Here is a 26,305-nt window from a genome sequence, read left to right as displayed (position 1 = left end):
GATCGTGACGTCCCGGCGGCGCCGTGGGGAGCGCCGCCAGACGCCACCACGTCGACCTGCTCCGGCAGCTTCACCGTGGACCCGCGGATGTTCGACGTCCTCAACGACCAGGCGGGCACCTGGTACGTCGACGCGTGGGTGGACGCCAAGGGCGACGACTCCAACTTCATCTGGAAGGAGAAGGCGGGCAGCTTCAAGGTCCAGCGGGCCTCGCAGCTGACCGTGAACGCCTCGCCGGAGCCGGTGAAGAAGGGCAGGACCGTCACGGTCACGGGCAAGCTGTCCCGCGCCAACTGGGAGACCAGCAAGTACGCCGGCTACACGAACCAGCCGGTGCAGCTCCAGTTCCGCAAGAAGAACAGCAGCACGTACACCACGCTCAAGACGGTCAGGACCGACAGCACGGGCAACCTGAAGACGACCACGACGGCCACGGTCGACGGCTACTACCGCTACAGCTTCGCGGGCACCACCACGACCCCCGCCGTCAACGCCACGGGTGACGGCGTCGACGTGCAGTAGCCGGCCCGCGGGACACGCACCCGGATCACGCGGGGAAGCGGCGGTCGACCCACTTCCACAGGAATTCCAGGACGGCCGCCGCCACCACCGAGATGCCCACCGCGAGCCACGGCATCGTGGCGCCGACCAGTTTCAGCGCGAAGAAGTGCTGCAGCCCCGGTACCACGAGCACCAGCAGGAACGCCCCGCCCATCGCGGCGACGAGGCAGATCCGCCACCAGGTGTAGGGCCGGGCGATGATCGCGAGGACCCACATCGAGATCAGGAAGAGCGTCAGCGTCGCGGCGCTGGTCTCCGCGTCCAGCGAGCCGTCGCCCGTGTAGTGGTGGCGGGCCAGCAGATAGGTGACGAAGGTGGCCACCGCGGCGACCGTGCCGCCCGGGATCGAGTACCGCATCACCCGCCGCACGAAGTTGGGCCTGGCCCGCTCCTTGTTGGGGGCGAGGGCGAGGAAGAACGCCGGGACGCCGATGGTCAGCGTCGACAGCAGGGTCAGGTGGCGGGGCAGGAACGGGTACTCGACCTGCCAGCACACCACCAGCACGGCCAGCAGGACCGAGTAGACCGTCTTCACGAGGAAGAGGGTCGCCACCCTGGTGATGTTGCCGATGACCCGGCGGCCCTCGCCGACCACCGAGGGCAGCGTGGAGAAGCTGTTGTTGAGGAGGACGATCTGGGCGACGGCCCGGGTCGCCTCCGAGCCCGAGCCCATCGACACGCCGATGTCGGCGTCCTTGAGCGCGAGGACGTCGTTCACGCCGTCGCCCGTCATCGCGACCGTGTGCCCGCGCGACTGGAGGGCGCCCACCATGTCCCGCTTCTGCTGCGGGGTGACCCGCCCGAACACCGTGCCCTTCTCCAGCGACTTCGCCATCTCCTCCTTCTCGTCGGGGAGGTGGCGTGCGTCCACGACCGAACCGGTCAGGCCGAGCTTTCCGGCCACCGCGCCCACCGACACCGCGTTGTCGCCGGAGATGACCTTGGCCCTGACGTCCTGCTCGGAGAAGTAGCGCAGGGTGTCCGCCGCGTCCGGGCGCAGCCGCTGCTCCAGGACGACCAGGGCGGTGGCCCGGGCGCCGGCCGCGACCTGCGGATCGTCGAGGTCCTTGGTGGCGCGGGCGAGCAGCAGCACCCGCAGCCCCGCCTCGTTGAGCCGCTCCGTCTCGTCGAGCGCCGGGTCCCCGTCGGGCAGCAGGACGTCGGGGGCGCCGAGGAGCCAGGTGCTGGACTCGCCGTTGCCCTCGCTGAAGGAGGCGCCGCTGTACTTGCGGGCCGAGGAGAAGGGCAGCGACTCGGTGCAGCGCCACTCCTCGCTGTCCGGGTAGGCGGCGATGACCGCCTGGAGGGAGGCGTTCGGCCGGGGGTCCGATTCGCCGAGCGCGCCGAGTGCCTTGCGTGCGTACGCCTCGTCGGCGTCCTGGAGGGTCCGCAGCTCGGTGACGTCCATGCCGCCCTCGGTGAGGGTGCCCGTCTTGTCGAGGCAGACGGTGTCGATGCGGGCGAGGCCCTCGATCGCCGGAAGCTCCTGCACGAGGCACTGTTTCCGGCCGAGCCGGATCACACCGATGGCGAAGGCGACGGAGGTGAGCAGGACCAGGCCCTCGGGGACCATCGGGACGATGCCGCCGACGGTCCGCGCGACGGAGTCCTTGAAGCCGTGCTGCTTGACGACGAGCTGGCTGATGACGAGGCCGATCGCGGTCGGGATCATCATCCACGTCACGTACTTCAGGATCGTGGAGATGCCGCTGCGCAGTTCGGAGTGGACGAGGGTGAAGCGTGACGCCTCTTCGGCGAGCTGGGCCGCGTAGGCCTCCCGGCCCACCTTCGTGGCGGTGAAGGCGCCGCCGCCCGCGACGACGAAGCTGCCCGACATCACCTCGTCGCCCGGGTGCTTGACCACGGGGTCGGCCTCACCGGTGAGCAGCGACTCGTCGATCTCCAGGCCGTCGGCCTCGGCGCAGGAGCCGTCGACGACGATCTTGTCGCCCGGCCCGATCTCGATCAGATCCCCGAGCACGATCTCCGACGTGCTGACCTCGGCGGCCACCCCGTCCCTGCGGACGGTGGGTTTCACCTCGCCGATCACGGCGAGCGAGTCGAGGGTCTTCTTGGCCCGCCACTCCTGGATGATGCCGATCCCGGTGTTGGCGATGATCACGTACCCGAACAGGCTGTCCTGGAAGGGCGCCACGACGAGCATGATCAGCCAGAGCGCACCGATGATCGCGTTGAACCGGGTGAAGACGTTGGCGCGGACGATCTCCCTGAGGGAGCGGCTGCTGCGCACGGGGACGTCGTTGACCTCGCCGCGGGCGACCCGCTCGGCCACTTCGGCGGCGGACAGCCCGTCCGCCCGCCTGGAGACGGGTATGGGCACGGGGTGAACGGGGTCGAGTTCGGCGCCCGCGTCGATGTGCGTCATGCATTCGACGGTACGTGCGGATATACGGCTTCACCCGCTGAGCGCCCCAAAGATCCGACCAGGGGAGGACGGGGAAGCGGGCGTGTGATGCCGTGGGTGTAGGTGTGGATGCGGGCGGAGGCCCGGCGTGGGGGAGGCCGCCGTCACTCCGCGGCGGTGGCGCCGGGTGTTCCGGTCGCCGCGGCGGAGGCGTCCCGGCCGGCGGCGTCCCGCTTGATCGCGGCGTCGCGCTTACGGACGTACCAGATGCCGATGAGCCCGAGTCCCGCGCCGGCCAGGCAGGTCCACAGCCACCAGAGGTGTCCGTGGTCCTCGAACCAGCCGTAGAAGGGCAGCTGCACCAGGAAGAGGACGAACCAGAGGATCGTGCCGCCGGTGATGGTGGCGACGACGGGGCCCTCCAGGGGCTCCGGCGCCTCGTGCTTGGGGGTCCACTTCGCCATGTGCACAGCTTACGAGGCCGTGCCGCGGGCGGTGCCGGAGCCCGGGCGTGGCCTTGCGCGGCAACGGTCTACGCGCGGAGATAGCGATTTCGGACTCATATGTTCATACTGAAACGGTCTGAGTCTGGCTCTTTCTCTTCGTATGAAACACCAACAGAAGCTTCGAAGAAACTGCTGGTGATCACTGGAGGGCCGGACTCGATCACGTTCCCAGCCCGGCGCCTACCCAGCTCTCGGCCCGTCCGAGCGCGGGACCCCCGATCGCCCGGCGCCCGTAAGGCCACCAAGGCCCCCGCACTCATGAGGTCACGCATGTCCACCTCGGCCGTCACCAAGGCCCCCACCCCGGAGCAGCCGGAGCCCCGCCCCGCGCAGGGTGCCCTGGACCGCTACTTCAAGATCTCCGAGCGGGGCTCCAGCATCCCGCGCGAGATCCGCGGCGGTTTCGCCACCTTCTTCGCGATGGCCTACATCATCGTGCTGAACCCGATCATCCTGGGCAGCGCGAAGGACATGTACGGGAACCACCTGGACAACGGCCAGCTGGTCACCGCCACGGCCCTCACGGCGGCCTTCACGACGCTCCTCATGGGCGTCATCGGCAACGTCCCGATCGCGCTGGCGGCCGGGCTCGGCGTGAACACCGTCGTCGCCCTCCAGCTCGCCCCCCGGATGTCGTGGCCCGACGCCATGGGCATGGTGGTGCTGGCCGGCTTCGTGGTGATGCTGCTGGTCGCCACCGGCCTGCGCGAGCGCGTCATGAACGCCGTGCCGCTGGGGCTGCGCAAGGGCATCGCGATCGGCATCGGCCTGTTCATCATGCTGATCGGTCTGGTCGACTCCGGCTTCGTCTCCCGTATCCCGGACGCCGCCCAGACCACGGTCCCGCTCCAGCTCGGCGCCGACGGTCACCTCAACGGCTGGCCCGTCCTGGTCTTCATCCTCGGCACGCTGCTCACCCTCGCGCTGATCGTGCGCAAGGTGCCGGGCGCGATCCTGATCTCGATCGTCGCGATGACGGTCGTCGCGGTGATCATCAACTCCGTCGCGACGATCCCGTCCTGGGGTCTGACCACCCCGAAGTGGCCGGGCAACCCGCTCGCCACCCCGGACTTCGGCCTGGTCGGCAAGGTCAGCCTGTTCGGCGGCTTCGAGAAGGTCGGCGTGCTGACCGGCGTGCTCTTCGTCTTCACGGTCCTGCTGTCGTGCTTCTTCGACGCGATGGGCACGATCATGGGCATCAGTGACGAGGCCAAGCTGACCGACGCGCAGGGCAACATGCCCGGCATCAACAAGGTTCTCTTCGTCGACGGCATCGCGGTCGCCGCGGGCGGTGCCACCTCCTCCTCGGCCACCACCTGCTTCGTGGAGTCCACGGCGGGCGTCGGCGAGGGTGCGCGCACCGGCTTCGCGAACGTCGTCACGGGCGCGCTGTTCGCCGTGGCCCTGTTCCTGACGCCCGTCGCCACGATGGTCCCGTCCCAGGCCGCCACGCCCGCGCTCCTCGCGGTCGGCTTCCTGATCATGTCCGGCTCGGTCAAGGAGATCGACTGGGCGGACTACACGATCGCCATCCCGGCCTTCGTGACGATGCTGATGATGCCGTTCACCTACTCGATCACCAACGGCATCGGGATGGGCTTCATCACCTTCGTGGTGCTGCGCCTGGCCGCGGGCCGCGGCCGCGAGGTCCCGGTCGCGATGTACGTGGTGTCGGCGGTCTTCGCCTTCTACTACCTGATGCCGGCGCTGGGCCTGACGTAGGCGTCCGATGTACGGGGCCCGCCGGGTCGCGTACCGCCGTGCGGGGGCTCATGTGACCCCGTAGAACTTCTCCGTCTCCTCGACCGCGGTCTGGAACCGCTCGTCGAAGTCATCGCGAATGAGCGTCCGGACGACATAGTCCTGGACGCTCATTCCGCGTTTGGCGGCGTGATGCCGGAGCCGGTTGAGCAGCTCCCCGTCTATCCGCAGGCTGAGCACGCTGGTCCCCATGCAGTCGAGGGTCGCGGCAGCCGGGCGGGCGATGGGTCACTTTCCGCAGCGGGCTCACTCATATGAGTGATGTCGTGATTCAGTGGCGCGGTTCACGGGCACCCCGGTGGTCCTTAGCGAGAGTAATGAGTTACGCTAAAGAACATGCCTGACCTCACCCATGGCGACGACGAAGCCGCCGTGAACGCCTTGCGCTCCGCAGTGATGCGCCTGTCGCGTCGACTCAAGCACCAGCGGGTCGACGAGTCGCTGAGCCCCACCGAGATGTCGGTGCTCGGCACCCTCGCCCGCTGTGGCACCGCCACGCCCGGCGAGCTCGCCCGCAAGGAGCATGTGCAGCCGCCCTCGATGACCCGCATCGTCGCGCTGCTCGAAGCGAAGGGGCTGGTCAGGCTGGAGCCGCACCCCGAGGACCGGCGCCAGAAGGTCGTGACGCAGACCGACAAGGCGGAGACGATGCTCGAAGAGAGCCGCCGCAAACGGAACGCGTTCCTGGCCGGGCTGGTCGAGTCCCTCGACGAGGACGAGTGGGCCAAGCTCCGCGAGGCCGCCCCCGTGCTGGAAAAGCTCGCACACCTGTGACCATCCGCGGCCCTCCTTCCGGAGGGCCGCTCCCGAGAGACCGCCGACGCCCTCCCGTGACGCCGACGTCCACGAATGCCGAGGAGGCGAGCCCTTTTGAGTACGGGATCCGGAGCAGACTCCGCCCCCGCACCAGCCACCCACGACTCCCCGTCCACCCCCCGCAGCGACGCGTCCGGTCCCTTGGACCCGGCCGCCGCGCGGAAACCGGCCGGCCCGCAGGGCACGCCCGTCGAGCAGCGCCCGTCCGGCGCCCGGCGCCCCTCCGGATCCTCCCGTTCCTCCATGTTCAGCTCGCTGAGGATCCGCAACTACCGGCTCTTCTTCCTGGGCCAGGTCGTCTCCAACACCGGCACCTGGATGCAGCGCATCGCCCAGGACTGGCTGGTGCTCAGCCTGACCGGCTCGTCCGCCGCGGTCGGCATCACGACCGCCCTGCAGTTCCTGCCGATGCTGCTGTTCGGGCTGTACGGCGGTGTCCTCGTCGACCGGCTGCCCAAGCGTCCGACGCTTCTCGCCACCCAGACCGCCATGGGCCTCACCGGCCTCGCGCTCGCCTTCCTGACCCTCTCCGGTCACGTCCAGGTCTGGCACGTCTACCTCGCGGCCTTCGCCGTCGGTCTCGCCACGGTCGTCGACAACCCCGCCCGGCAGTCCTTCGTGTCCGAGATGGTCGGCCCGGGCCAGCTCCAGAACGCGGTCAGCCTGAACTCGGCGAACTTCCAGTCGGCCCGTCTGGTCGGCCCTGCCGTCGCGGGCGTGCTGATCACCGGGGTCGGCACGGGCTGGGCGTTCCTCTTCAACGGCCTGTCGTTCGTGGCGCCCATCGTCGGCCTGCTGCTGATGCGGGCCCGAGAACTGCACATGGTCGAGCGGGCGCCGCGCGGCAAGGGCCAGCTCCGTGAGGGGCTGAACTATGTCGCCGGCCGCCCCGAGCTGATCTGGCCGATCGTCCTCGTCGGCTTCATCGGCACCTTCGGCTTCAACTTCCCGGTGTGGCTCTCGGCCTACGCGGACGACGTCTTCCACGCGGGCGCCGGCGCGTACAGCCTGTTCAACACGCTGATGGCGATCGGTTCGCTGGCCGGTGCGCTGCTCGCCGCCCGCCGCGGCACGGCCCGGCTGCGCGTCCTGATCGCGGCGGCCATCGGCTTCGGCGCCCTGGAGGTGGTCGCGGCGACGGCGCCGTCCCTGTGGCTCTTCGCGCTCCTCATGGTGCCGATCGGCATCTTCGGCCTCACCGTGAACGTCACCGCGAACACCTCGGTCCAGATGGCCACCGACCCCGCCATGCGCGGCCGGGTCATGGCGCTGTTCATGATGGTCTTCATGGGCGGCTCACCGCTGGGCGCGCCGCTGGTCGGCTGGGTCACCGACGCCTACGGCCCGCGCGTCGGCTTCGCCCTCGGCGGCCTGGTGTCGGTGGTGGCCGCCACCACGATCGGGCTGATCCTGGCCCGGATCGGCGGCCTGCGCCTCGCCCTCGGCTGGCACCACGGCCACCCCCGGGTCCGCTTCGTGCCGAAGGAGCGCACGGAGCAGCGCGAGGAACAACTGGCCACGGCGGCCTGACGCCGCCTCCGTCGCCCTTCCGGGGAGGGTCGCCCGATGATCCGTTCCCTGGGAGGGTGACGGCATGAGACTTTTCGCGGCGGTACTGCCTCCGGAGCCCGTGATCCGTGAACTCGCCGTCGAAGTGGACGAGTTGGAGCGGATGGCCGGGGCGGACGCCCTGCGCTGGACGGGCCGGCCCGGCTGGCACTTCACCCTCGCGTTCTACGGCGAGGTGGCCGAGGAGACCGTCCCCGACCTGTCGGAACGGCTGGCCCGGGGGGCCCGCCGCACCGACCCCTTCGCCCTGTCCCTGCGCGGCGGCGGCCACTTCGGCGGGCGAGCCCTGTGGGTGGGCGTGGCCGGCGACCTGCGCACCATGCGGCTGCTGGCCGACCGGTCGGAGGCGGCGGCGCGCAGGGCGGGCATCCCCATGGACGAGCACCGCCCCTACCACCCGCACCTGACGGTGGCCCGCAGCCGCACCTCCGCGCGCTTCGCGCCGTACGTCACCGCCCTGGACGGCTTCGCCGGGCGGGAGTGGACCGTGGGTGAGCTGTGTCTCGTCCGCAGCAATCTGCCGAAGTCCGGAGTGCCGGGTGAGCAGCCCCGTTACGAGACGGTGGCGAGCTGGCCGCTGGGGGTGGGCGACGGGGCCGGGGACGAGGCCGGTTAACCTCGAATGCGTGGACCCGAAGACCCGTAACCGGATCATGGCCGGTGTGCTCGTGCTGATGTTCGTCGTGGTGGCGCTGTCGGCGGCGGTCAGGTAGCCGACCGCCGCCGCGCGCCGCCGTGCCCTCGCGGGCTACCAGGCGAACGCCTCCGGGGAAGGCCCCGGACCGGGGAAGATCTCGTCGAGCGAGGCGAGAACCTCCTCCGACAGTTCCAGCTCGACGGCGCGCAGCGCCGACTCCAGCTGCTGTGCGGTGCGCGGGCCGACGATGGGGCCCGTGACGCCGGGCCGGGTCAGCAGCCACGCCAGCGCCGCCTCGCCGGGCTCCAGGCCGTGCTTGTCGAGCAGATCCTCGTACGCCTGGATCTGGGCGCGCACGCTGGTGTTGGCGAGGGCGTCGGCGGACCGGCCGCTCGCCCGGCGGCCGCCCTCGACCTCCTTCTTGATCACACCGCCCAGCAGGCCGCCGTGCAGCGGCGACCAGGGGATGACCCCGAGCCCGTACTCCTGCGCGGCCGGGATGACCTCCATCTCGGCGCGCCGCTCGGCCAGGTTGTAGAGGCACTGCTCACTGACGAGGCCGATCGTGCCGCCGCGCCGGGCGGCGGTCTCGTTGGCCTGGGCGATCTTGTATCCGGGGAAGTTGCTGGACCCGGCGTAGAGGATCTTGCCCTGCTGGACCAGCACGTCGATCGCCTGCCAGATCTCCTCGAAGGGAGTGGAGCGGTCGATGTGGTGGAACTGGTAGACGTCGATGTAGTCGGTCTGCAGGCGCTTGAGGCTGGCGTCGACCGCGCGCCGGATGTTCAGCGCGGAAAGCTTGTCGTGGTTGGGCCACACCTCGCCGTCGGCGGCCATGTTCCCGTACACCTTGGTGGCGAGGACGACCTTGTCGCGGCGGTCGCCACCGCGGGCGAACCAGTTTCCGATGATCTCCTCGGTACGGCCCTTGTTCTCGCCCCAGCCGTACACGTTCGCCGTGTCGAAGTAGTTGATCCCCGCGTCCAGTGCCGCGTCCATGATGGCGTGGCTGGCGGTCTCGTCGGTCTGCGGACCGAAGTTCATGGTGCCGAGGACGAGGCGGCTGACCTTGAGTCCCGTGCGTCCGAGCTGCGTGTACTTCATGACTGCCCAGCCAACGGCGTGGAGTGCGCTCTAGGCAAGGGCGGCCCGGCGACAGGCCCTAGTCGCGGGGGAACTCGCCGGTCTTCAGGACCAGGCCGACGAGGGTGTTCGTCATGTCGACGTCCCCGCCGAAGACGACGGTGGTCTCGGTGAGGTAGTCGCCGGCCTTGGGCCGGGTGAAGAGATGGCACTTGCCCTGGTAGGGGTCGGCGACCAGGTAGACGGGCACCTCGGCGTCCGCTTACGCCGTCTTCTTGGGGCCGTAGTAGTTGGCCGCCGTCCCTTTGGAGATGACCTCCGCCACGAACTCGACGTCCCGGCAGCTCCACAGGCCTTTGGAGTCCTTCGCGGCCGCTTCCGACACGAGGGTCACGTCGGTGGCGAACCCGTTGAGGTGGCCCGGGTAGTCGATGCGCACGTCGGACTTCACGTGCCTGCGCGGGTACTTGGTGCGCAGCTGCTCGACGATGTCCAGGATGATCTCCCAGTGGGTGTCCCGCTGCGGCGACATGAAGACGGTCCCCTCGACGATGTCGACCTTGTATCCCTCGGGGGTGGTCCGCTCGAGCGACCCGAACAGGGCGTCCAGCGTCAGCTCGCCGTTGTCGTCGGCCATCGCGATCCTGTCTTCGAGGACGGTCATCGTGGCGCTCTTCCCCGGTCGTGCCCCGGTCGAGCTTCCCCGGTCGTGCCCCGGTCGAGCGCAGCCGCGCGGTTCAACGATACGCACGGTGACCGGGATGCGCCCGGAATCGGTCAGGCGGATTCCGCCAGGTAGGGGGAGCCCAGGTCCCAGGCCTGGTGCATGGCCTCCGCGAAGGCCTCGGCGATCTTGTGCTCGCCGCTCGCGTTCGGGTGCGTGCCGTCGTAGGTGTCGAGGTGGATGTCGTACGAGGCGGGCGGCGAGGCCAGCAGGAGCGGCGAGCGGGGCTCGTCGAGGTCGGCGACGGCCTTGGCGAGGAGCTCGTTGAAGGCGGCGACGTCGGCGGCGAAGGGGGCGTCGGACTCGGCGCGGACGTTCGGGATGACCGGGAGCAGGGCCATGCGTATGCGGGGGTTGGCGGCGCGGGCCTCGGCGACGAAGGCGCGGGCGTTGGCGGCCGTCTGCGCCGCGTTCGTGTAGAAGCCGAGGTCGATCAGGCCCAGCGACACCAGCAGCACGTCGACCCGGTGCGCACGGACCGCCTCGCGGATCACGGGGGCCATGTGCTGCCAGCCCTCGCCCCAGCCCGCCAGGTGGGCGCGGGGGAACTCCGGGTCCGCGTACTCGTACGAGTCGGGGGAGCCCGTCGCCTTGTCGTAGAGCGTCTCGCGCGGACCGACGATCTGGAAGGGGCCCCCGTACGTCGCGCGCAGATGCCGCCACATTCGGTACCGCCATGTGTGTTCGCCCGCGCTACCGATCGTCATGGAGTCGCCGACGGGCATGAACCTGAGCATCCGCTCATCATGGACGATCGGCCGTGCCGCCACGGGCCGTGCGGGTGTGAGGCTGGACACGCCGTCCCGGACGCCCGGCGGTGGTGCCGACGGCCCTGAACCGCCCGCCGGGATGGCAGGCTTGGGGCCATGCGCCGATCGCTTCCGTTCCTCGCCGGAGCCGCCCTCGTCGTCGTGCTGTCGGCGCCGGCCGTCGCCGACAGCGGTGGCGACGACGGCTTCACGATCAAGGACCCCCGGATCACCGAGTCCAGCGGCCTCGCCGCCTCGCACCTGCACCCGGGCGTCTACTGGACCCACAACGACAGCGACGACGGGGCGTACCTGTACGCGGTCGACAGCAGGACGGGACGGACCGTCGCCACCGTCACCATGACGGGGGTCGGAGCTCCCCGGGACGTCGAGGCGATCTCCATCGGGCCCGACGGCGACCTCTACGTCGGCGACATCGGTGACAACCTCGGCGGCAAGTGGGACCACGTGTGGATCTACCGGCTGCCCGAGCCGAAAGTGCTGAAGGACCAGACGGTCCGCGCCACGCAGTACGTCGTGAAGTACGCGGACGGGCCCCGCAACGCGGAGGCGCTGATGGTGCACCCGAAGACCGGGCGGGTCTACGTCGTCGACAAGAACGAGGACGGCGGTCACCTCTACGAGGGCCCCTCCCGGCTCTCCGCGTCCGGCACGAACGTCTTCCGGCCCGTCGCCCCCGTCGACCTGTGGGCCACCGACGCCGCCTTCTCGCCCGACGGCCGGCAGCTCGCCGTCCGCGGCTACTTCGGCGGGATCGCGTACGAGTGGAACGGCGGAAAGATCAAGCGTGAGGGACGGCTGAACGTCCCGCTCCAGGGGCAGGGCGAGTCGGTCACGTACAGCCCGGACGGTTCGAAGCTCATGTACGGCAGCGAGGGCGCGGACAGCGCCGTGCAGCCGGAGGACGCGCCCGGCTCCGCGGGGTCCGATTCCAAGTCCCCGTCGAACGGCGGGGGTTCGTCCGCCGGAGGGGGTGACGGCGGCGGGCTGGGCGGCGGCTTCAAGGTCGGCGCCCTCGCGGTCGCGGCGGCCTGCGCGGTGCTCTTCGGGCTCAGGCGGCTGCTGCGCCGCAGCTGAGCGGCCCGGCGGGACGCGACCCCTGTCGCGCCTATTGACGTGTCCATGGTCTATCCGTTCCATGGGGGGTGCGCGGCGCATGGGAGCGCTCCCATCCTGTTCCGGGGCCGCGCCTCCCCCCGAGAGGAACCATCCCTATGTTCCGCAGCCTGCGAAGAGCGCTGTGCGCCGTGACGGCCGCACTGCTGTTACCGCTGGCGGGTGCGCAGACCGCCCGCGCGGCGGACCCCGGCGCCGGGTACTGGCACACCAGCGGCCGGCAGATCCTCGACTCCGCCGACCGGCCCGTCCGGATCGCCGGGATCAACTGGTTCGGCTTCGAGACCGGCAACCACGTCGTCCACGGCCTCTGGTCGCGCGACTACAAGAGCATGATCGACCAGATGAAGTCGCTGGGCTACAACACCGTCCGGCTCCCCTACAGCGACGACCTGTTCAAGGGCACCGTGCCCGACAGCATCGACTTCTCCGGTGGCAAGAACGCCGACCTCCAGGGGCTCGACTCCCTCCAGGTCATGGACAGGATCGTGTCGTACGCCGGCCAGGACGGCCTCAAGGTGATCCTCGACCGGCACCGGCCCGACTCGGGAGGGCAGTCCGCCCTCTGGTACACCGCGGCCGTCCCCGAGTCGACGTGGATCGCCGGCCTCAAGACGCTGGCGGCGCGTTACGCGGGTCAGGACACCGTCATCGGGATCGACCTGCACAACGAGCCGCACGATCCGGCCTGCTGGGGCTGCGGCGACACGGCCGTCGACTGGCGGCTGGCCGCACAGCGGGCCGGGAACGCGGTCCTGTCCGTCAACTCACGGCTGCTGGTCTTCGTCGAGGGTGTGCAGACGTACAACGGCGTCTCGGGCTGGTGGGGCGGCAACCTGATGGGGGCCGGGCAGTACCCGGTCCAGCTGGACGTGGCGAACCGGGTCGTCTACTCCGCCCACGACTACGCCACCAGCGTGGCCCAGCAGAGCTGGTTCAGCGACCCGTCCTTCCCGGCCAACATGCCGGGGGTGTGGGACAGGTACTGGGGCTACCTCTTCAAGCAGAACATCGCGCCGGTGTGGGTCGGCGAGTTCGGCACGACGCTCCAGTCGTCGGTGGACCAGAAGTGGCTGGCCGCGCTCGTCTCCTACCTGCGCCCGACCGGCACCTACGGTGCCGACAGCATCTCCTGGACCTTCTGGTCGTGGAACCCCAACTCCGGTGACACGGGCGGCATCCTCAAGGACGACTGGACGACCGTGGACACCGTGAAGGACGGCTACCTCGCGAGCGTCAAGGCGCCGGGATTCCCGTCGACCGGGGACGGCGGCGGGGGCGGCGGTGGCGGTACGGCCGCCTGCGCCGCCGCCTACACGGTCAGCAGCGACTGGGGCGGCGGCTTCAACGCCGACGTCAAGGTGACCAACACCGGCACCACCGCGCTCACGTCCTGGAAGGTGACCTGGACATGGAGCGGCAGCCAGCGGGTCACCAGCATGTGGAACGCCACGTACACACAGAACGGGGCCACCGTGAGTGCCGTCAACGCGGCCCACAACGGGGCGATCCCGGTGGGCGGTTCGGCGGGCTTCGGCTTCGGCGGGGCACCGGGAGGCGGTGGCACGCCCGCGGTCACGTGCACGGCGACCTGAAGGCACGGCGGCACCGGTCCACGGACCGGGGCGCGCTGTCGTGACCCGCGCGCCGTCGTGACCGGCGTGCCGTCGTGACCGGCGTGCCGTCGTGACCGCGGACGAGAAGGAGCCCGGCGCGGTCCATCGCGCCGGGCTCCCTGTCCGCTCACGGGCGGGAAGCGGTCAGAGCTTCTCGATGACGTGGTCGATGCACTTCGTCAGCGCCTCGACGTCCGCCGGGTCGATCGCCGGGAACATCGCGATGCGCAGCTGGTTGCGGCCGAGCTTGCGGTAGGGCTCGGTGTCGACGATGCCGTTGGCGCGCAGCACCTTGGCGACGGCGGCGGCGTCGATCTCGTCGGCGAAGTCGATCGTGCCGATGACCTGGGACCGCTTCGCCGCGTCGGTGACGAACGGCGTCGCGTACTTGGACTCCTCGGCCCAGCCGTACAGGCGGGTCGACGAGTCCTTGGTGCGGGCCGTGGACCAGGCGAGTCCGCCCTGGCCGTTGATCCACTCCAGCTGCTCGTTGAGCAGGAAGAGCGTGGCGAGGGCCGGGGTGTTGTACGTCTGGTTCTTGCGGGAGTTGTCGATCGCCGTGGGCAGCGAGAAGAACTCCGGGACGTGACGGCCGGAGGCGTGGATCCGCTCGGCCCGCTCGATAGCGGCCGGTGAGAAGACGCCGATCCACAGGCCGCCGTCGGAGGCGAAGGACTTCTGCGGGGCGAAGTAGTAGACGTCGGTCTCGGCGATGTCGACCGGGAGGCCGCCGGCGCCGGAGGTGGCGTCCACCAGCACGAGGGAGCCCTCGTCGGCGCCCCGCACCCGGCGGACGGGGGCGGCGACACCGGTGGAGGTCTCGTTGTGGGTGAAGGCGTACACGTCGACGCCCGCCTCGGCCCGCGGCTCCGGGTGGGTGCCCGGGTCGCTCGCGATGACGGTCGGCTCGGCCAGCCAGGGCGCGAGCTTGGCGGCCTTGGCGAACTTCGAGCTGAACTCGCCGAAGTTGAGGTGCTGCGACTTGTTCTCGATCAGGCCGTGGGTGGCGACGTCCCAGAACGCGGTGGAGCCGCCGTTGCCGAGGACGACCTCGTACCCGTCGGGCAGGGAGAACAGCTCGCGCACGCCTTCGCGCACCTTGCCGACCAGGTTCTTGACCGGGGCCTGGCGGTGGGACGTGCCGAGCAGGGAGCTGCCGGTCGCGGCCAGCGCGTCCAGCGCCTCCGTACGCACCTTGGAGGGGCCCGCGCCGAATCGTCCGTCGGCGGGCTTGATGTCAGCGGGGATCTGGATGTCAGCCACGAGCCGGAGCGTATCCCTTCGGAGAAACCGGACGGAAACGTGTCCGTTCGATGAGACGACCCCGTCGGCCCGCGGACTTGTGGAGACCTACGAGACGGCCCGGCCCCGCGTGGTCGTGCGGGGCCGGGACCACGGGGCCTACGGGTTCAGCCGCACCGGCAGCTCGAACAGGTCGTTCTGGGTGACCACCGGCTTGTTGCGCAGGTCGGCGGCGGGGACGGCCAGGTCGAGGGACGGGAAACGGGCGTACAGGGCGGGCAGGGCGACGCCCGCCTCCAGACGGGACAGGGCCGCTCCGGGGCACACGTGCGGGCCGTGGCCGAAGGAGATGTGCCGGTTCTGGACCGTGCGGGTGATGTCGAAGTCGCCCGCCGTCGGACCGTGGGCCTGCTCGTCGCGGCCGAGGGCGCCGTAGGAGACGATCAGCGCGTCCCCTGCCGGAATGACCTTGTCGCCGACCGGGACGTCCTCCGTGGCGAAGCGGATCAGGACGTGGGAGGTCGGGGTGGACCAGCGGAGCGTCTCCTCGACGACCGCCGACCAGTCGGCCTCACCCGACAGGACGAGGGCGCGCTGCTCCGGGTGGGTGGAGAGGTTGACCACCGCGTTGACGATCAGCGAGATCGTCGTCTCGTGGCCGGCCGCGACCATCAGCTGGAGCGTGGAGACGATCTCCTCGTCGGTCAGGTGGTCGCCGTCCTCGGAGGCGAGGATCAGCGCCGAGGTGAGGTCGTCGCCCGGCTCGGCGCGCTTCGCGGCGACCGTGTCCGCCATGATCCCGGCCAGCTCGGTGAGCGTGGCGATGACCTCCGCGGGCGGGGTCTGCGTCGAGAAGAACTTCTCGAAGAGCTCCTTCAGGCGCGGCAGCCGGTCCTCCGCGATGCCCATGAGGTCGGCCACGACGTACATCGGCAGCGGGTAGGCGAAGTCGGCCTTGAGGTCGACGACCTCGCCCTCCAGCCCGTCGAGCAGCCCTTCGGTCAGCTTGGTGATCCGCTCCCGCATCTGCTCCACGCGGCGCGGGGTGAGGGCCTGCGCGACCAGCGTGCGCATCCGCCGGTGGTCGGCGCCGTCCACGGTGAGCATCGAACGGCCGGGGTTGGCGAGCCCGATCAGCGGCCAGTCCGGGGCGATCTCGCCGCGCTGCCAGGCGCCCCAGACGTTGATGTCCTTCACCAGCCGGGGGTCGGTCAGCAGCTTCTTGGCCTCGGCGTGGTGCGTGACCGCCCACACCGGTACGCCGCCGGGCAGTTCGACGGCGGCGAGCGGGCCCGCGGCGCGCAGCGCGGCGCTCTCGGCCTCCAGGTCGGTGACGAAGGGGTCCAGGGCTATGCGGGTCTCTTCGGTGCCGGTGGTCATGCGGGGGTGCCTCCAGGGGGCGGGGTGGGATGCGGTGGTGCCCGGGGACAGCCCCCGGACCCCGGCCGGAGGGAGCAGGTCGGCCGGGTGCGCGCGAGGTGTCAGCGCGCGGGTACGGGGGTGAACGTCACCGGCAGCCGAGTCAGGCCCCGCAGCCAGGGGGAGGGGCGCCTGGTCAGCGACTCGGCGGGTACGGCCAGGTCGATGTCCGGCAGCCGGTCCAGCACGACCTCGATGCCGGTCCGCGCGATGACCTCGGCGACCTCCTGAGCCGGGAACGGGCAGCGGTGCTCGCCGTGGCCGAAGGAGAAGTGGGCGCTGTTGCCGCCGGTGAGGGCGGAGCCGTCGGTGCGGACCTGGGGGTCGGCGTTGGCGCCCTGCAGGCCGAGCAGCAGCAGGTCGCCGGCGCGGACCCGGCGGCCGCCGAGCTGGGTGTCGCGGGAGGTCCAGCGGCCCGCCACGTTCTGGGTCGGGGTGTCCTCCCACAGGACCTCGTTCATGGCCTCGCCGACGCTGTGCCGGCCGCCGAACAGGGAGGCTGCGAAACGTTCGTCCGTGAGCATCAGACGCAGCGAGTTGCCGATCCAGTCGGCGGTCGGCTGGTGGCCCGCGGCCATCATGACCATGAGGTCCTGGACGATCTCCTCGTCCGTGAAGCCGGACGGGTCGGCGAGCATCCGGGAGACGACGTCGTCCGCGGGCTCGTCCTTGCGGTCGGCCAGCAACTGCGCCATCGACGTGGCCAGGTGCTGCTGTCCGGCGAGTGCGCCCTCACGTCCGTTGACCATGTCGTTGAGGGCGGTGACGAGGCCGGGGCCCTGTTCGTCGGAGAAGCCGTACAGGCGCGCGAGGACGCGTACCGGCAGCAGGGCGGCGTAGTCCTCGACGATGTCGGTCTCGCCCTTCGTGCACACCGCGTCGATGAGCTCGTCGGCGAACTTCTCCGCGTGGCTGCGCAGTTCGAAGGCGTCGACGGCTTCGAGCGCGTTGCTGATCATCGCGGCGCGTTCGCGATGGCGCTCGCCGACGGTGTACAGGATGGAGGGCTGCCTGCGGCCGATCATCGGGAGCAGCGGCCAGTCGTCGGGGATGCGGTCCCACTGGTTCCACAGCTCGGAGTCCCGGCTGAACAGCTGCGGGTCGCCGGTGACCTGGTGCAGCTCGCGGTAGCCCAGCACCAGCCACGCCGGGATGTCGCCGTCGAGCACGACGGGTACGACCGCGCCGTGGTCGCGCCGCATCTCCCGGTACAGCTCGGCCGGTTCGGTCTGGAACCGGGGGCCGCTCAGCGGCACGGGGGCGGAGGTCACAGTGCCGGCTCCGGTGAGTTCGGGGCGCCTTGCGCGGCGGCGCCGTGAGGGGCGTACAGGGAGGCGAGGTGCTCGACCAGGGTGATCAGCACCCGCTTGGCGGACTCCCGGGAGCGGGCGTCGCAGTCGATCAGCGGCACGTGCGGGTCGAGGTCGAGCGCCTCGCGGATCTGCGCGGGGGTGTGGGTGGGCCCGCCGAAGTCGTTGCAGGCCACGATGAACGGGGTGCCGTGGTGCTCCAGCCGGTCGATGGCGTACCAGGAGTCGTCGATGCGCCTGGTGTCGACGAGGACGACCGCGCCGAGCGTGCCGGAGAACAGCCGGTCCCAGAGGAACCAGAAGCGCTCCTGCCCGGGCGCGCCGAACAGGTACAGCACGTTGTGGGCGTCCAGGGTGATACGGCCGAAGTCGAAGGCGACGGTCGTGGCGGACTTGCCGCGCACCTCGCTGATGTCGTCCACGGCGGCACCGGCCTGCGTCATCGTCTCCTCGGTGTTGAGGGGACGGATCTCGCTGACGGAGCGGACCAGGGTCGTCTTGCCGACGCCGAAGCCGCCGACGATCACGATCTTCAGGCCGTTGTCGGCCGACGCCTGAAGGGGTGTACGGGCGCTCGCGGGCGCGAGGGCGTCAGAGGTTACGGAGTCCAACGAGCACCTGCTCCAGGATGTCGGGATCGGGGAGGCCTGAGGGGACCGCCGCGTGCGGATGGCGGGCGCTGACCCGGCCCGCGGCGAGCAGGTCGGCGAGCAGGATGCGGGTGATGGACACCGGCAGCCGCAGCTCGGCGGCGATCTCGACGACCGCCGTCGGCCGCTCGCACAGCCGCAGGATCGCGGCGTGCTCGGACTGCATGCCCGCCACCGGGTCGCACTCGGCGACCACCAGGGTCACGAGGTCGAAGGGGGTGTCGGGCCCGGACCGGCTGCGCCCTCCCGTGAGGGTGTACAGCCGGTCGGGCGCGTCGTCCCTGCCGGGCCGGCTCATGACGTACGGGGCTGCGCGCTCAGGTGTTCGCCGAGTTGCTCCACGAGTTCGCTCATGTTGTGCCCGACCAGACCCGCGTCGGCGTCCTCGGCGGTGACCACGGCGAGGTGCGCGCCGTCGCCCGCCTCCACGATGAACAGGACCCCGCCGTAGAACTCGGCCATCGCCGAGCGCACGCCGCCGCTGCCGTCGCCGAACTCGACGGACGCCCCGTGGGACAGCGACTGGATGCCGGCGGCGATCGCGGCGAGCTGGTCGGCCTGGTCGACCGAGAGCTCGGGGGTGCGGCACAGCTTCAGGCCGTCGCGGGAGAGCACGAGCGCGTGCCGCGCGCCCGGGGTGCGCTCAAGGAGGCCCTCGATGAGCCAGGAGAGCTTCTCGTCGGCGGTGGTGGTGCCGGTCATGGGGTGGTGTCGCCTTCCGGGTGCGAGTGCGGGGTCGAGTGAGTGGTGGGGGACGCCGTCGGTGCGACCGTCTCGTCGCGTGCGGCGTTCTCGGGCCCGTCGGGCGGTGCGTCGGCCGCGGGGTCGTCCTGCCGGGCGGCCTCCGCGGCGCCTGCCGCCGCACCGCGCACCGCGTCGCGGAAGCTGCCGAAGCGGGCGACGGCCCGCGCCTTGGCCTCGTCGGGGGTAGGGGGCTTCGGCTCGGCGGCCGGGGGCGTGGCGTGCGAGCGGCTGCGCTCGGCGTGCGCGAGGGTCCGGCCGCGGCGGCGCTTGGGCAGGCCGCCGGTCGACGGGGCCGCCGCTTCGTGCCGGGGCGAGTCGTGGGTGGGGACCGGGTCCGGGTCGAGGTCCTCGACGGCGCGGGCGGCGGCGTACGACACCTCGGTGCGCGCGGTGACGGCGGGGCGCGACGCCGGCGCGGGTTCGGCGGGCAGCGGTGCGGGCGGCTGGGTCAGCAGGTCCTGGGGGATGAGCACCAGGACGCCGGTGCCGCCGCGCGCGGAGGGCCGGAAGGACACCGTCAGGCCGTGCTTGCGGGCGAGCCGGCCGACCACGGCGAGGCCGAGCCGGGTACCGGTGAGGCCGCCGAGCTCGGCGACGTCGCCGGACACGGCGCGTTCGGCGCGGCGCAGCTGGACGTCGCCCATGATCAGGCCGCTGTCCTCGACGGAGACGATGACGCCGGCCGGGACCTCCTCGACGTACACATGGACCTCTGCGGTCGGCGGCGAGAAGTTCGCCGCGTTGTCGAGGAGTTCGGCGAGTGCGTGCATCACGCCCTCGGCGGCGTGTCCGGCGACGGCGGCCTCGCTCGCGGAGTGCACGCGCACCCGCTGGTAGCCGCTGATGCGGCCCATCGCGCCGCGCAGGATCGACTCCATGACGATCGGACGGGCCCAGCGGCGGCCGGAGCGCGCGCCGGTCAGGACGGCGACCGAGTCGGCGAGCCGGCCCGCCTGGGCGGTGCGGTGGTCGAGGTGGAGGAGGTCGGCGAGGACGTCCTCGTCGGAGTGCCTCTCCTCCATGCCGCGCAGGTCGGCGAGCATGCCGGTGGCCAGCGCCTGCATGCGGCCCGCCGCGTTGGCGGTCGCCGAGATCGCGGCGGCCCGGTCGCCCGAGGCCTGCCGGGCGCGCTGCGCCAGCCGCGCGTTCTCCTCGGTGAGACGGGCCCGTTCGCCGGTGAGCCGTTCCTGCTCGTCGGCCAGTTGCCGGCGTTCCGCGGCGAACTGCTCGGCGAGTTGCTCGCGCTCGGACGCGAACTCCTCGGTCAGCCGGACGCGTTCGCGGGCGGCGGCCTCGGCGAGACGGGTCCGCTCGCGTGCGGCGTCGTCGGCGAGGCGGGCCCGCTCCTGGTTGAACTCCTCGGTCAGCCGGGCCCTTTCCTGGAGGAGCCGTCCGGCGTCCTCGGTGACGGTGCCGAGGCGACGGCGTGCCAGTTTCGCGCTCCGCACGGCGTACGAGGCCACCGCGACGGCCGCGCAGAGCAGGATCGCGGCGGCGCCCGTGCCCCAGGCGAGCGGTGCGCGTGCCGAGTCGGGTGCCAGGGCGACCGCGCAGGCCACCGCGAGGGCGGCCGGGACGGCGGTGATCAGTGGAGCGGGCGCGACGGCGCGGAAGGTGGGTCGTTCGCCGTGGGGGAGAGGCGGGGTCATCAATCGGTCCTCGGTCGTCTTCTGGGGCGAGAACGTGTCCTCGGTCGTGTCCTGGGCGAGAAGCGACACCTGGTGCTCAACTTGCGATCACTATATGAGAGTTCGTGATCGCATTGGGAAGGTTCTGGAAGCGGTTTCAGGATCCGGGCGCAAAACGGGTTGCCGGGAGCGCCGGTGGCACCGACGTGCGGCGGCATCCTGGGAGGCATGACGGATCTCGGGAAGCAGGGGACACCGGTACCGGCGACCGACGCCCGGGCACTGCGGGAAGGGCTGCGCCGGGCGGTCCGCGGCGAGGTCGACTTCGGCACCACCGCGCGGGCGCTGACCACCATGGACGCGTCCAACTACCGCCGCGTCCCGCTCGGCGTCGTGTCCCCGCGCGACGCCGACGACGTGACGGCGGCGCTCGCCGTCTGCCGCGCGCACGGCGTGCCCGTCGTGGCCCGCGGCGGTGGCACGTCGATCGCAGGGCAGGCCACGGGCACCGGCGTCGTCCTCGACTTCACCCGGCACATGAACGCGATCGTCTCGCTCGACCCGGACTCCCGGACCGCCGTGGTCCAGCCCGGCGCCGTCCTCGACCGCCTCCAGGAGGCCGCCGCCCCGCACGGCCTGCGCTTCGGCCCCGACCCGTCGACGCACGGCCGCTGCACGCTCGGCGGAATGATCGGCAACAACTCGTGCGGATCGCACTCGGTGGCCTGGGGCACGACCGCGGACAGCGTGCGGGACCTGTCGGTGGTCACCGCGCGAGGCGCGCGCCTGAGGCTGGGCCGGGACTGGGCGGGCGCGCCGGACGGGCTCCGGGACCTGGTGGACGGTGAACTCGCGCGCCTGCGCACCGGCTTCCCGGACCTGCCGCGCCGCATCTCCGGCTACGCGCTGGACGCCCTCCTGCCGGAGCGCGGCGCGGACGTCGCCCGCGCCTTCTGCGGCTCCGAGGGCACCTGGGGGGTGCTGACCGAAGCCGTCGTACGGCTCGTGGAGGACCCGCCCGCGCGGGCGCTGGCCGTGCTCGCCTACCCGGACGAGAGCGCGGCCGCAGAGGCGGCGGCCGGGCTGTTGCCGCACGGGCCGCTGACCGTGGAGGGGATGGCCGCCGATCTGGTGCCGGCCGGGGCCGGGCTGCCGCGCGGCGGGGCCTGGCTGTTCGTGGAGACGGGCGGGGTGTCCGGCGGCGAGGCCCGCGCGCGGGCGGACGCGATCGTGCGGGCCGCCGACGTGACGGACGCCGTCGTGGTCACCGACCCGGCCGGGCAGCGTGCCCTGTGGCGCATCCGCGAGGACGCCAGCGGCACCGCGACCCGGATGCCGGACGGCAGCGAGGCCTGGCCCGGCTGGGAGGACTGCGCGGTGCCGCCCGCCCGGCTCGGGGCGTACCTGCGCGACTTCCGCGCCCTGCTGACGGCGTACGGACTGCGCGGCACACCGTACGGGCACTTCGGCGACGGCTGCATCCATGTGCGCATCGACTTCGACCTCGTCAGCACGGCGGGGGTGGCCCGCTTCCGGAGCTTCTCGCAGGAACTGGCCGAGGTGGTCGTCTCGCACGGCGGTTCCCTCTCCGGCGAGCACGGCGACGGACAGGCGCGGGCGGAGCTGCTGCCCCGGATGTACGGCGCCGGCATGGTCGGTCTCTTCGAGCGGGCGAAGGACCTCTGGGACCCGGACGGCCTGCTCAACCCCGGCATGCTCGTACGGCCGCACCGCCTCGACGAGAACCTGCGGTTCGCGGCGCTGCCGGGCCGGCCCGTGGACGTGGAGTTCGGCTATCCGGCCGACGGCGGGGACTTCTCGGCGGCGGTGCGCCGCTGCGTGGGCGTCGCCAAATGCCGTACGACCGGGGCGTCGGCGACCGGCGTCATGTGCCCCTCCTTCCGGGCGACCGGCGAGGAGGAGCACTCGACGCGCGGGCGTGCCCGGCTGCTGCACGAGATGCTCGCCGGCGAGGTCGTGACCGACGGATGGCGTTCCACGGAGGTCCGCGACGCGCTGGACCTGTGCCTGTCCTGCAAGGGCTGCCGGTCGGACTGCCCGGTCGGCGTCGACATGGCCACGTACAAGGCGGAGTTCCTCCACCACCACTACGCCGGGCGCCGCCGGCCCGCCGCGCACTACGCGATGGGCCGGTTGCCCGTGTGGCTCGCCGCGGTGTCCCGTACGCGTTCCGCCCGGCTGGTCAACGGCCTCGCCTCCGTACGCCCGCTGGCCGCCGTCGCCAAGCGGCTGGCCGGGATCGCGCCCGAGCGGGAGATCCCGCGGCTGGCGGCGGAGACGTTCAGCCGCTGGTGGACACGCCGGTTCCGGGGCCGGGTGAAGGCGTTCGTGCGCGCGCGGCGGCGGCCGGGGGCGCGACCGGCCTTCCCGGGGTTCGGCGGCACCGTCGTGGTGCTCTGGCCGGACACGTTCACCGAGCACCTGTCGCCGTCCGTGGGGCGGGCGGCCGTCCGTGTCCTGGAGGCGGCCGGGCTGACCGTCCTGCTGCCACCGACGAAGCGGATGACTCCCGGTCCGGCCGGGATGCGCCGACCGCACCGGCCGGACGCGAGCGGTCGGCCCGGGGGGCCGAGGACCGTGGCGTCCGGTGGGAGTGATCGGGCCGGAGGGTGGGGGAACGGTGAGTCCGGCGGCAGCGATCCGGCCGGAGGGTTCGGGACCGGGGAGACCAGTGGGAGTGAGCGGGCCGGTGGGTTCGGGACCGGGGAGTCCAACGGGAGCGGAGGCCGGCCGTGGACCGGCGGTTCCGGCGCGAGCGGAGACGGGCTCCGGACCCGGTGGGGGCCGGTCGGCGACGGGGTGACGCGCGGCCCGGCCGCCCTCGCGCTGCTCCTCGCACGCCGCCGCAGCCGCGTCTGCTGCGGGCTGACGTACGTCTCCACCGGACAGCTCGACCGGGCCCGTGCCGTGATGCGCCGCTCCCTCGACCTGATGGAGCCGTACCTGGAGGCGGAGGGCATCCCGGTCGTCGTCCTGGAGCCCAGCTGCGCCGCCGCCCTGCGCACCGACCTCCCGGAACTGCTGCACGACGACCCCCGCGCGGCGCGGCTCGCGGCGGCGGTGGTGACGTTCGCCGAGGCCCTGGAGCGCCACGCCCCGGACTGGACCCCGCCCCGGCTGGACCGCCCGGTCGCCGGCCAGACCCATTGCCACCAGCACGCGGTGCTCGGCGACGCCGCCGACCGCCGGCTGCGCGAGGCGGCCGGACTGACCGGCACCCTCGCGGGCGGCTGCTGCGGCCTGGCCGGCAACTTCGGCTTCGAGAAGGGCCACTACGAGGTGTCCAGGGCCTGCGCGGAGGAACAGCTCCTCCCGGCGGTGCGCGCGGCCACGGACGACACGCTGCTCCTCGCGGACGGCTTCTCCTGCCGCACCCAGATGCGCCAACTGGCCGGCAGCGGGGCACGGCACCTCGCCGAGGCACTGGCGGACGCACTGCCCGACCCCGGCCGAGATCCCGCGGCCGCAGCGTTTCCTCCAGACCTGGGCGGCCCGGGGCCCGACGCGGGCCACCCGTGACCCGGCCCGGGCGCCCGGGATCCGACGAGGGTCGTCCGGGTGGCGACGCGGGCCGCCGGAGCCCGACGCGGGCCGGCCGGGATCCGGGCCGACGCGGGTCGGCCGGGACCCGGCGCCGGTCGGCGGGGAGCCGACCCGGGCCACCGCGGATCCGACCAGGGCGGGGGACGGGCGGAACGGCGTCGGCCAGGATCCGGTCCTGTGCACCCGCGATCCCGTGCGGGCCGCTCGGATCGCGACCCGAGTCGGCCTGATCCCGCTACGAGTGGCCCGGGTTCCCGACCCGGGCCGCTCGGCCCCCGCGCCCGGAGGCCCGATGCCGGCACCTTCGAACCCGCCCCGGGCCGCCCCGGGCCGCCCCGGACCGGACGGCGGCCGGGGCGCGGCCGGGCGCTGTCCGCGGCCCGACACGGGGCCCGGTGGGCGTCGCCGTCCGCACCGTGGGACAGTTCCGTCATGGGTTCACACGCCTGACCAAGTCCATTACTCTGGACTGGCAAGTGCAGCATGATGAACGAATTCCGCGTCGATCCCCTGGAAGGTCCCGTGAACACCCCCAGCGCCGTCCCGTCCTCCCCGGCCTCGGTCGCCCCCGCGATGGCTCCCGCCCCCGCGCCGGGTGCGCCCACGGCGGGCGGACCGGGCCGACGCGGCGCTCTCGGGCCCGTGGGACTGGTCCTCGCCGGCGGAATCTCCGTGCAGTTCGGCGGCGCCCTCGCGGTGAGTCTGATGCCGCGGGCCGGCGCGCTCGGCGTGGTGACCCTCCGGCTGCTGGTGGCGGCGGTCGTGCTGCTCGCGGTCTGCCGCCCCAGGACGCGCGGGCACTCGCGCGCCGACTGGGGCACCGTCGTCGTCTTCGGTCTGACGATGGCCGCGATGAACGGCCTCTTCTACCAGGCGGTCGACCGGATCCCGCTGGGCCCCGCCGTCACGCTCGAAGTGCTCGGCCCCCTCGCGCTCTCCGTGCTCGCCTCCAGGCGCTCCGTGAACCTGGTCTGGGCCGGCCTCGCGCTCGGCGGGGTCTTCCTGCTCGGCGGCGGAGGGTTCAGCAGCCTCGACCCGGCCGGTGTGGCCTTCGCGCTCGGCGCCGGCGCCATGTGGGCGGCGTACATCGTCTTCAGCGCCCGTACGGGCAGGCGCTTCCCCCAGGCCGACGGGCTCGCCCTCGCCATGGTGGTCGCGGCGGTGGCCTTCCTGCCGCTGGGTATCGCCGAGTCCGGCTCGAAACTCCTCGTCCCCACCACGGTGGTGCTGGGCGCGGCGGTGGCCGTCCTCTCCTCGGTCCTGCCCTACACCCTCGAACTCCTCGCCCTGCGGCGGCTGCCCGCCTCCACCTTCGCCATCCTCATGAGCCTCGAACCGGCCGTCGCCGCCACCGCGGGCTTCCTCGTCCTCGGTCAGGCGCTGTCGGTCACCCAGGCGCTGGCGATCGCCCTGGTCATCGCGGCGAGCATGGGAGCGGTACGGACGCAGGTGGGCCGCGGCAGGGCCAAGGGGCTGGAGCGGGAGCCGCTGCCGGCGGCCGAGGGTTCCGCGGGCTGAGCGTCCCGCGGCGCGCCGCTTCAGCCGGTGCGCCGCACCGGACCGGGACGGCCGTACGGCCGCTCGTGCTCGCCGAACCACAGGTGCGGCGCCCGCGCATGGGCCGACGCGGCCAGTTCGCGTCCCCAACGGCGGCCGGGGTACGTCGGGATCCCGATCCGGTAGCGGCGCTCGGGCAGCCCTGGCCGCAGCGGCTCGTCCCGCACGACGAGCGGCCGGAGCACGGGGTCGTCGGCGTCGACGTCGCCGTACGGGCACAGTTCGAGGCTCATGACCTTCCGGCCCGCCCTCGCGCTGCCCTGGTGCGCCCAGTGGAGGCCGACGCCGGCGAGCGACTGCCACGGCACCGCCGCGTAGCGCTCGGGACTGTGCCACCACCAGACGCCGTAGGCGTCGAAGGCGAGCAGGGTCCGGCGCCCCGTCCACAGCGCGTAGGACATCAGCGCCCCCAGGCCGCCCCAGAACAGCAGCCACACCACGGCGAAGACCCACCGTCCGGCGCCCGCCCCGTCCTGCGCCGCGGTGACGGCCAGGGGGAGCGGGGCGAGGCAGAGAGCGATCAGCGTGCCGGGCAGTCCGGTCCGCAGCCGCCGCATGCCGAAGCGGTGGACGGTGGCGTCGGGACCGGGACGGGAGGGGGCGGAAGGCATGGCGGCAGAGCCTAACCGTGTGACCTGATCACGACAAACTCCCCGCTTCGTGGCGG

Annotated in this window: 21 protein-coding genes and 2 pseudogenes; 9 read left to right on the top strand and 14 right to left on the bottom strand. The window is 72.2% G+C overall.

The genetic code is table 11. The features are described 5' to 3' along the window. Nucleotides 1–42: 42 nt before the first annotated feature. Nucleotides 43–522: pseudogene (locus ABEB03_RS12710) on the top strand (calcium-binding protein); the annotation flags it as partial. 25 nt (nt 523–547) lie between these two features. Here the strand turns inward: ABEB03_RS12710 and ABEB03_RS12705 are convergent. Continuing rightward, on the bottom strand, nt 548–2,947 hold the full coding sequence (locus ABEB03_RS12705) for a cation-translocating P-type ATPase (RefSeq protein ID WP_345646532.1): 2,400 nt from the start codon (nt 2,945–2,947) through the stop codon (nt 548–550). Between the two features lie 143 nt (nt 2,948–3,090). After that, on the bottom strand, nt 3,091–3,390 hold the full coding sequence (locus ABEB03_RS12700) for a DUF2530 domain-containing protein (RefSeq protein ID WP_345646529.1): 300 nt from the start codon (nt 3,388–3,390) through the stop codon (nt 3,091–3,093). A 312-nt stretch (nt 3,391–3,702) separates the two neighbouring features. Here ABEB03_RS12700 and ABEB03_RS12695 point away from each other — a divergent pair, with 312 nt between their 5' ends. Next, nucleotides 3,703–5,154, top strand: coding sequence for an NCS2 family permease (locus tag ABEB03_RS12695; protein WP_345646526.1), 1,452 nt, complete (start codon nt 3,703–3,705; stop codon nt 5,152–5,154). 48 nt (nt 5,155–5,202) lie between these two features. Here ABEB03_RS12695 and ABEB03_RS12690 read toward each other — a convergent pair whose 3' ends face one another. Next, nucleotides 5,203–5,385, bottom strand: coding sequence for a hypothetical protein (locus ABEB03_RS12690; RefSeq protein WP_028802841.1), 183 nt, complete (start codon nt 5,383–5,385; stop codon nt 5,203–5,205). A gap of 144 nt (nt 5,386–5,529) precedes the next feature. Between ABEB03_RS12690 and ABEB03_RS12685 the strand changes: the two genes are divergently transcribed. The 3 genes from ABEB03_RS12685 to thpR all read left to right on the top strand — a co-directional run bounded on the left by ABEB03_RS12685 (nt 5,530) and on the right by thpR (nt 8,194). Then, complete coding sequence (locus ABEB03_RS12685) at nt 5,530–5,967, top strand: MarR family winged helix-turn-helix transcriptional regulator (protein ID WP_095935079.1); 438 nt, start codon at nt 5,530–5,532, stop codon at nt 5,965–5,967. A gap of 285 nt (nt 5,968–6,252) precedes the next feature. Beyond that, on the top strand, nt 6,253–7,539 hold the full coding sequence (locus ABEB03_RS12680) for an MFS transporter (RefSeq protein ID WP_345646516.1): 1,287 nt from the start codon (nt 6,253–6,255) through the stop codon (nt 7,537–7,539). 64 nt (nt 7,540–7,603) lie between these two features. Continuing rightward, a complete protein-coding gene (gene thpR, locus ABEB03_RS12675; protein WP_345646514.1) occupies nt 7,604–8,194 on the top strand; it encodes an RNA 2',3'-cyclic phosphodiesterase in 591 nt (196 codons plus the stop codon). A 132-nt stretch (nt 8,195–8,326) separates the two neighbouring features. Here the strand turns inward: thpR and ABEB03_RS12670 are convergent, their stop codons facing one another. The 3 genes and pseudogenes from ABEB03_RS12670 to ABEB03_RS12660 all read right to left on the bottom strand — a co-directional run bounded on the left by ABEB03_RS12670 (nt 8,327) and on the right by ABEB03_RS12660 (nt 10,759). After that, nucleotides 8,327–9,319: an aldo/keto reductase gene (locus ABEB03_RS12670; RefSeq protein ID WP_345646511.1), complete on the bottom strand. Its 993-nt coding sequence runs from the start codon at nt 9,317–9,319 to the stop codon at nt 8,327–8,329. 58 nt (nt 9,320–9,377) lie between these two features. Then, nucleotides 9,378–9,962: pseudogene (locus ABEB03_RS12665) on the bottom strand (Uma2 family endonuclease). A 113-nt stretch (nt 9,963–10,075) separates the two neighbouring features. Then, nucleotides 10,076–10,759, bottom strand: a complete 684-nt coding sequence (locus ABEB03_RS12660; protein ID WP_345646508.1) for a GDSL-type esterase/lipase family protein — start codon at nt 10,757–10,759, stop codon at nt 10,076–10,078. Between the two features lie 129 nt (nt 10,760–10,888). On the opposite strand from ABEB03_RS12660, the gene ABEB03_RS12655 reads away from it, so the two are divergent. Both ABEB03_RS12655 and ABEB03_RS12650 read left to right on the top strand, forming a co-directional pair. Beyond that, nucleotides 10,889–11,869, top strand: a complete 981-nt coding sequence (locus ABEB03_RS12655; protein ID WP_345646505.1) for a WD40 repeat domain-containing protein — start codon at nt 10,889–10,891, stop codon at nt 11,867–11,869. A 137-nt stretch (nt 11,870–12,006) separates the two neighbouring features. Further along, a complete protein-coding gene (locus ABEB03_RS12650; RefSeq protein WP_345646502.1) occupies nt 12,007–13,503 on the top strand; it encodes a cellulase family glycosylhydrolase in 1,497 nt (498 codons plus the stop codon). Nucleotides 13,504–13,668: 165 nt separating this feature from the next. Here ABEB03_RS12650 and serC read toward each other — a convergent pair whose 3' ends face one another. The 7 genes from serC to ABEB03_RS12615 form a co-directional block, all read right to left on the bottom strand. After that, the gene (serC, locus tag ABEB03_RS12645; protein WP_345646499.1) at nt 13,669–14,787 is read right to left on the bottom strand and encodes a phosphoserine transaminase; all 1,119 of its coding nucleotides are present in this window, start codon (nt 14,785–14,787) and stop codon (nt 13,669–13,671) included. A 138-nt stretch (nt 14,788–14,925) separates the two neighbouring features. After that, entirely contained in the window at nt 14,926–16,146 is a 1,221-nt protein-coding gene (locus ABEB03_RS12640; RefSeq protein ID WP_345646496.1) for a cytochrome P450 family protein, read from the bottom strand. Nucleotides 16,147–16,247: 101 nt separating this feature from the next. Then, complete coding sequence (locus tag ABEB03_RS12635; protein WP_345646493.1) at nt 16,248–17,456, bottom strand: cytochrome P450; 1,209 nt, start codon at nt 17,454–17,456, stop codon at nt 16,248–16,250. After that, nucleotides 17,453–18,106 (bottom strand): GTP-binding protein, encoded by a 654-nt coding sequence (locus ABEB03_RS12630; protein ID WP_095935068.1) that lies wholly within the window; start codon nt 18,104–18,106, stop codon nt 17,453–17,455. The genes ABEB03_RS12635 and ABEB03_RS12630 overlap by 4 nt, the downstream gene beginning before the upstream one ends. Then, on the bottom strand, nt 18,087–18,443 hold the full coding sequence (locus ABEB03_RS12625; RefSeq protein WP_028802893.1) for a DUF742 domain-containing protein: 357 nt from the start codon (nt 18,441–18,443) through the stop codon (nt 18,087–18,089). Before ABEB03_RS12625 ends, ABEB03_RS12630 begins: the two co-directional genes overlap by 20 nt. Beyond that, nucleotides 18,440–18,847: a roadblock/LC7 domain-containing protein gene (locus ABEB03_RS12620; RefSeq protein ID WP_028802828.1), complete on the bottom strand. Its 408-nt coding sequence runs from the start codon at nt 18,845–18,847 to the stop codon at nt 18,440–18,442. Before ABEB03_RS12620 ends, ABEB03_RS12625 begins: the two co-directional genes overlap by 4 nt. After that, nucleotides 18,844–20,538: a sensor histidine kinase gene (locus tag ABEB03_RS12615; RefSeq protein ID WP_345647009.1), complete on the bottom strand. Its 1,695-nt coding sequence runs from the start codon at nt 20,536–20,538 to the stop codon at nt 18,844–18,846. The genes ABEB03_RS12620 and ABEB03_RS12615 overlap by 4 nt, the downstream gene beginning before the upstream one ends. A 207-nt stretch (nt 20,539–20,745) precedes the next feature. Here ABEB03_RS12615 and ABEB03_RS12610 point away from each other — a divergent pair, with 207 nt between their 5' ends. Next, on the top strand, nt 20,746–24,057 hold the full coding sequence (locus ABEB03_RS12610) for an FAD-binding and (Fe-S)-binding domain-containing protein (protein WP_425589224.1): 3,312 nt from the start codon (nt 20,746–20,748) through the stop codon (nt 24,055–24,057). Nucleotides 24,058–24,603: 546 nt separating this feature from the next. Continuing rightward, nucleotides 24,604–25,599, top strand: a complete 996-nt coding sequence (locus tag ABEB03_RS12605; RefSeq protein WP_345646485.1) for an EamA family transporter — start codon at nt 24,604–24,606, stop codon at nt 25,597–25,599. A gap of 20 nt (nt 25,600–25,619) precedes the next feature. Here the strand turns inward: ABEB03_RS12605 and ABEB03_RS12600 are convergent, their stop codons facing one another. Beyond that, a complete protein-coding gene (locus ABEB03_RS12600; RefSeq protein WP_345646483.1) occupies nt 25,620–26,249 on the bottom strand; it encodes a hypothetical protein in 630 nt (209 codons plus the stop codon). Between the last annotated feature and the right edge of the window lie 56 nt (nt 26,250–26,305).

Origin of the sequence: Streptomyces siamensis (assembly GCF_039543605.1) — a bacterium.
GTDB lineage: Bacteria > Actinomycetota > Actinomycetes > Streptomycetales > Streptomycetaceae > Streptomyces > Streptomyces siamensis.
The sequence above is the reverse complement of the archived record's forward strand: the minus strand, read 5'-3'. Positions and strand labels throughout refer to the sequence as shown.

Coding starts and splice junctions, on each gene's coding strand:
- ABEB03_RS12680 (WP_345646516.1), top strand. CDS start 6,253: ATGTTCAGCTCGCTGAGGATCCGCAACTACCGGCTCTTCTTCCTGGGC.
- ABEB03_RS12660 (WP_345646508.1), bottom strand. CDS start 10,759: ATGCTCAGGTTCATGCCCGTCGGCGACTCCATGACGATCGGTAGCGCG.
- ABEB03_RS12600 (WP_345646483.1), bottom strand. CDS start 26,249: ATGCCTTCCGCCCCCTCCCGTCCCGGTCCCGACGCCACCGTCCACCGC.
- ABEB03_RS12670 (WP_345646511.1), bottom strand. CDS start 9,319: ATGAAGTACACGCAGCTCGGACGCACGGGACTCAAGGTCAGCCGCCTC.
- ABEB03_RS12705 (WP_345646532.1), bottom strand. CDS start 2,947: ATGACGCACATCGACGCGGGCGCCGAACTCGACCCCGTTCACCCCGTG.
- ABEB03_RS12695 (WP_345646526.1), top strand. CDS start 3,703: ATGTCCACCTCGGCCGTCACCAAGGCCCCCACCCCGGAGCAGCCGGAG.
- ABEB03_RS12640 (WP_345646496.1), bottom strand. CDS start 16,146: ATGACCACCGGCACCGAAGAGACCCGCATAGCCCTGGACCCCTTCGTC.
- ABEB03_RS12690 (WP_028802841.1), bottom strand. CDS start 5,385: ATGGGGACCAGCGTGCTCAGCCTGCGGATAGACGGGGAGCTGCTCAAC.
- ABEB03_RS12625 (WP_028802893.1), bottom strand. CDS start 18,443: ATGAGCCGGCCCGGCAGGGACGACGCGCCCGACCGGCTGTACACCCTC.
- thpR (WP_345646514.1), top strand. CDS start 7,604: ATGAGACTTTTCGCGGCGGTACTGCCTCCGGAGCCCGTGATCCGTGAA.
- ABEB03_RS12700 (WP_345646529.1), bottom strand. CDS start 3,390: ATGGCGAAGTGGACCCCCAAGCACGAGGCGCCGGAGCCCCTGGAGGGC.
- ABEB03_RS12685 (WP_095935079.1), top strand. CDS start 5,530: ATGCCTGACCTCACCCATGGCGACGACGAAGCCGCCGTGAACGCCTTG.
- ABEB03_RS12655 (WP_345646505.1), top strand. CDS start 10,889: ATGCGCCGATCGCTTCCGTTCCTCGCCGGAGCCGCCCTCGTCGTCGTG.
- ABEB03_RS12615 (WP_345647009.1), bottom strand. CDS start 20,538: ATGACCCCGCCTCTCCCCCACGGCGAACGACCCACCTTCCGCGCCGTC.
- ABEB03_RS12650 (WP_345646502.1), top strand. CDS start 12,007: ATGTTCCGCAGCCTGCGAAGAGCGCTGTGCGCCGTGACGGCCGCACTG.
- ABEB03_RS12620 (WP_028802828.1), bottom strand. CDS start 18,847: ATGACCGGCACCACCACCGCCGACGAGAAGCTCTCCTGGCTCATCGAG.
- ABEB03_RS12610 (WP_425589224.1), top strand. CDS start 20,746: ATGACGGATCTCGGGAAGCAGGGGACACCGGTACCGGCGACCGACGCC.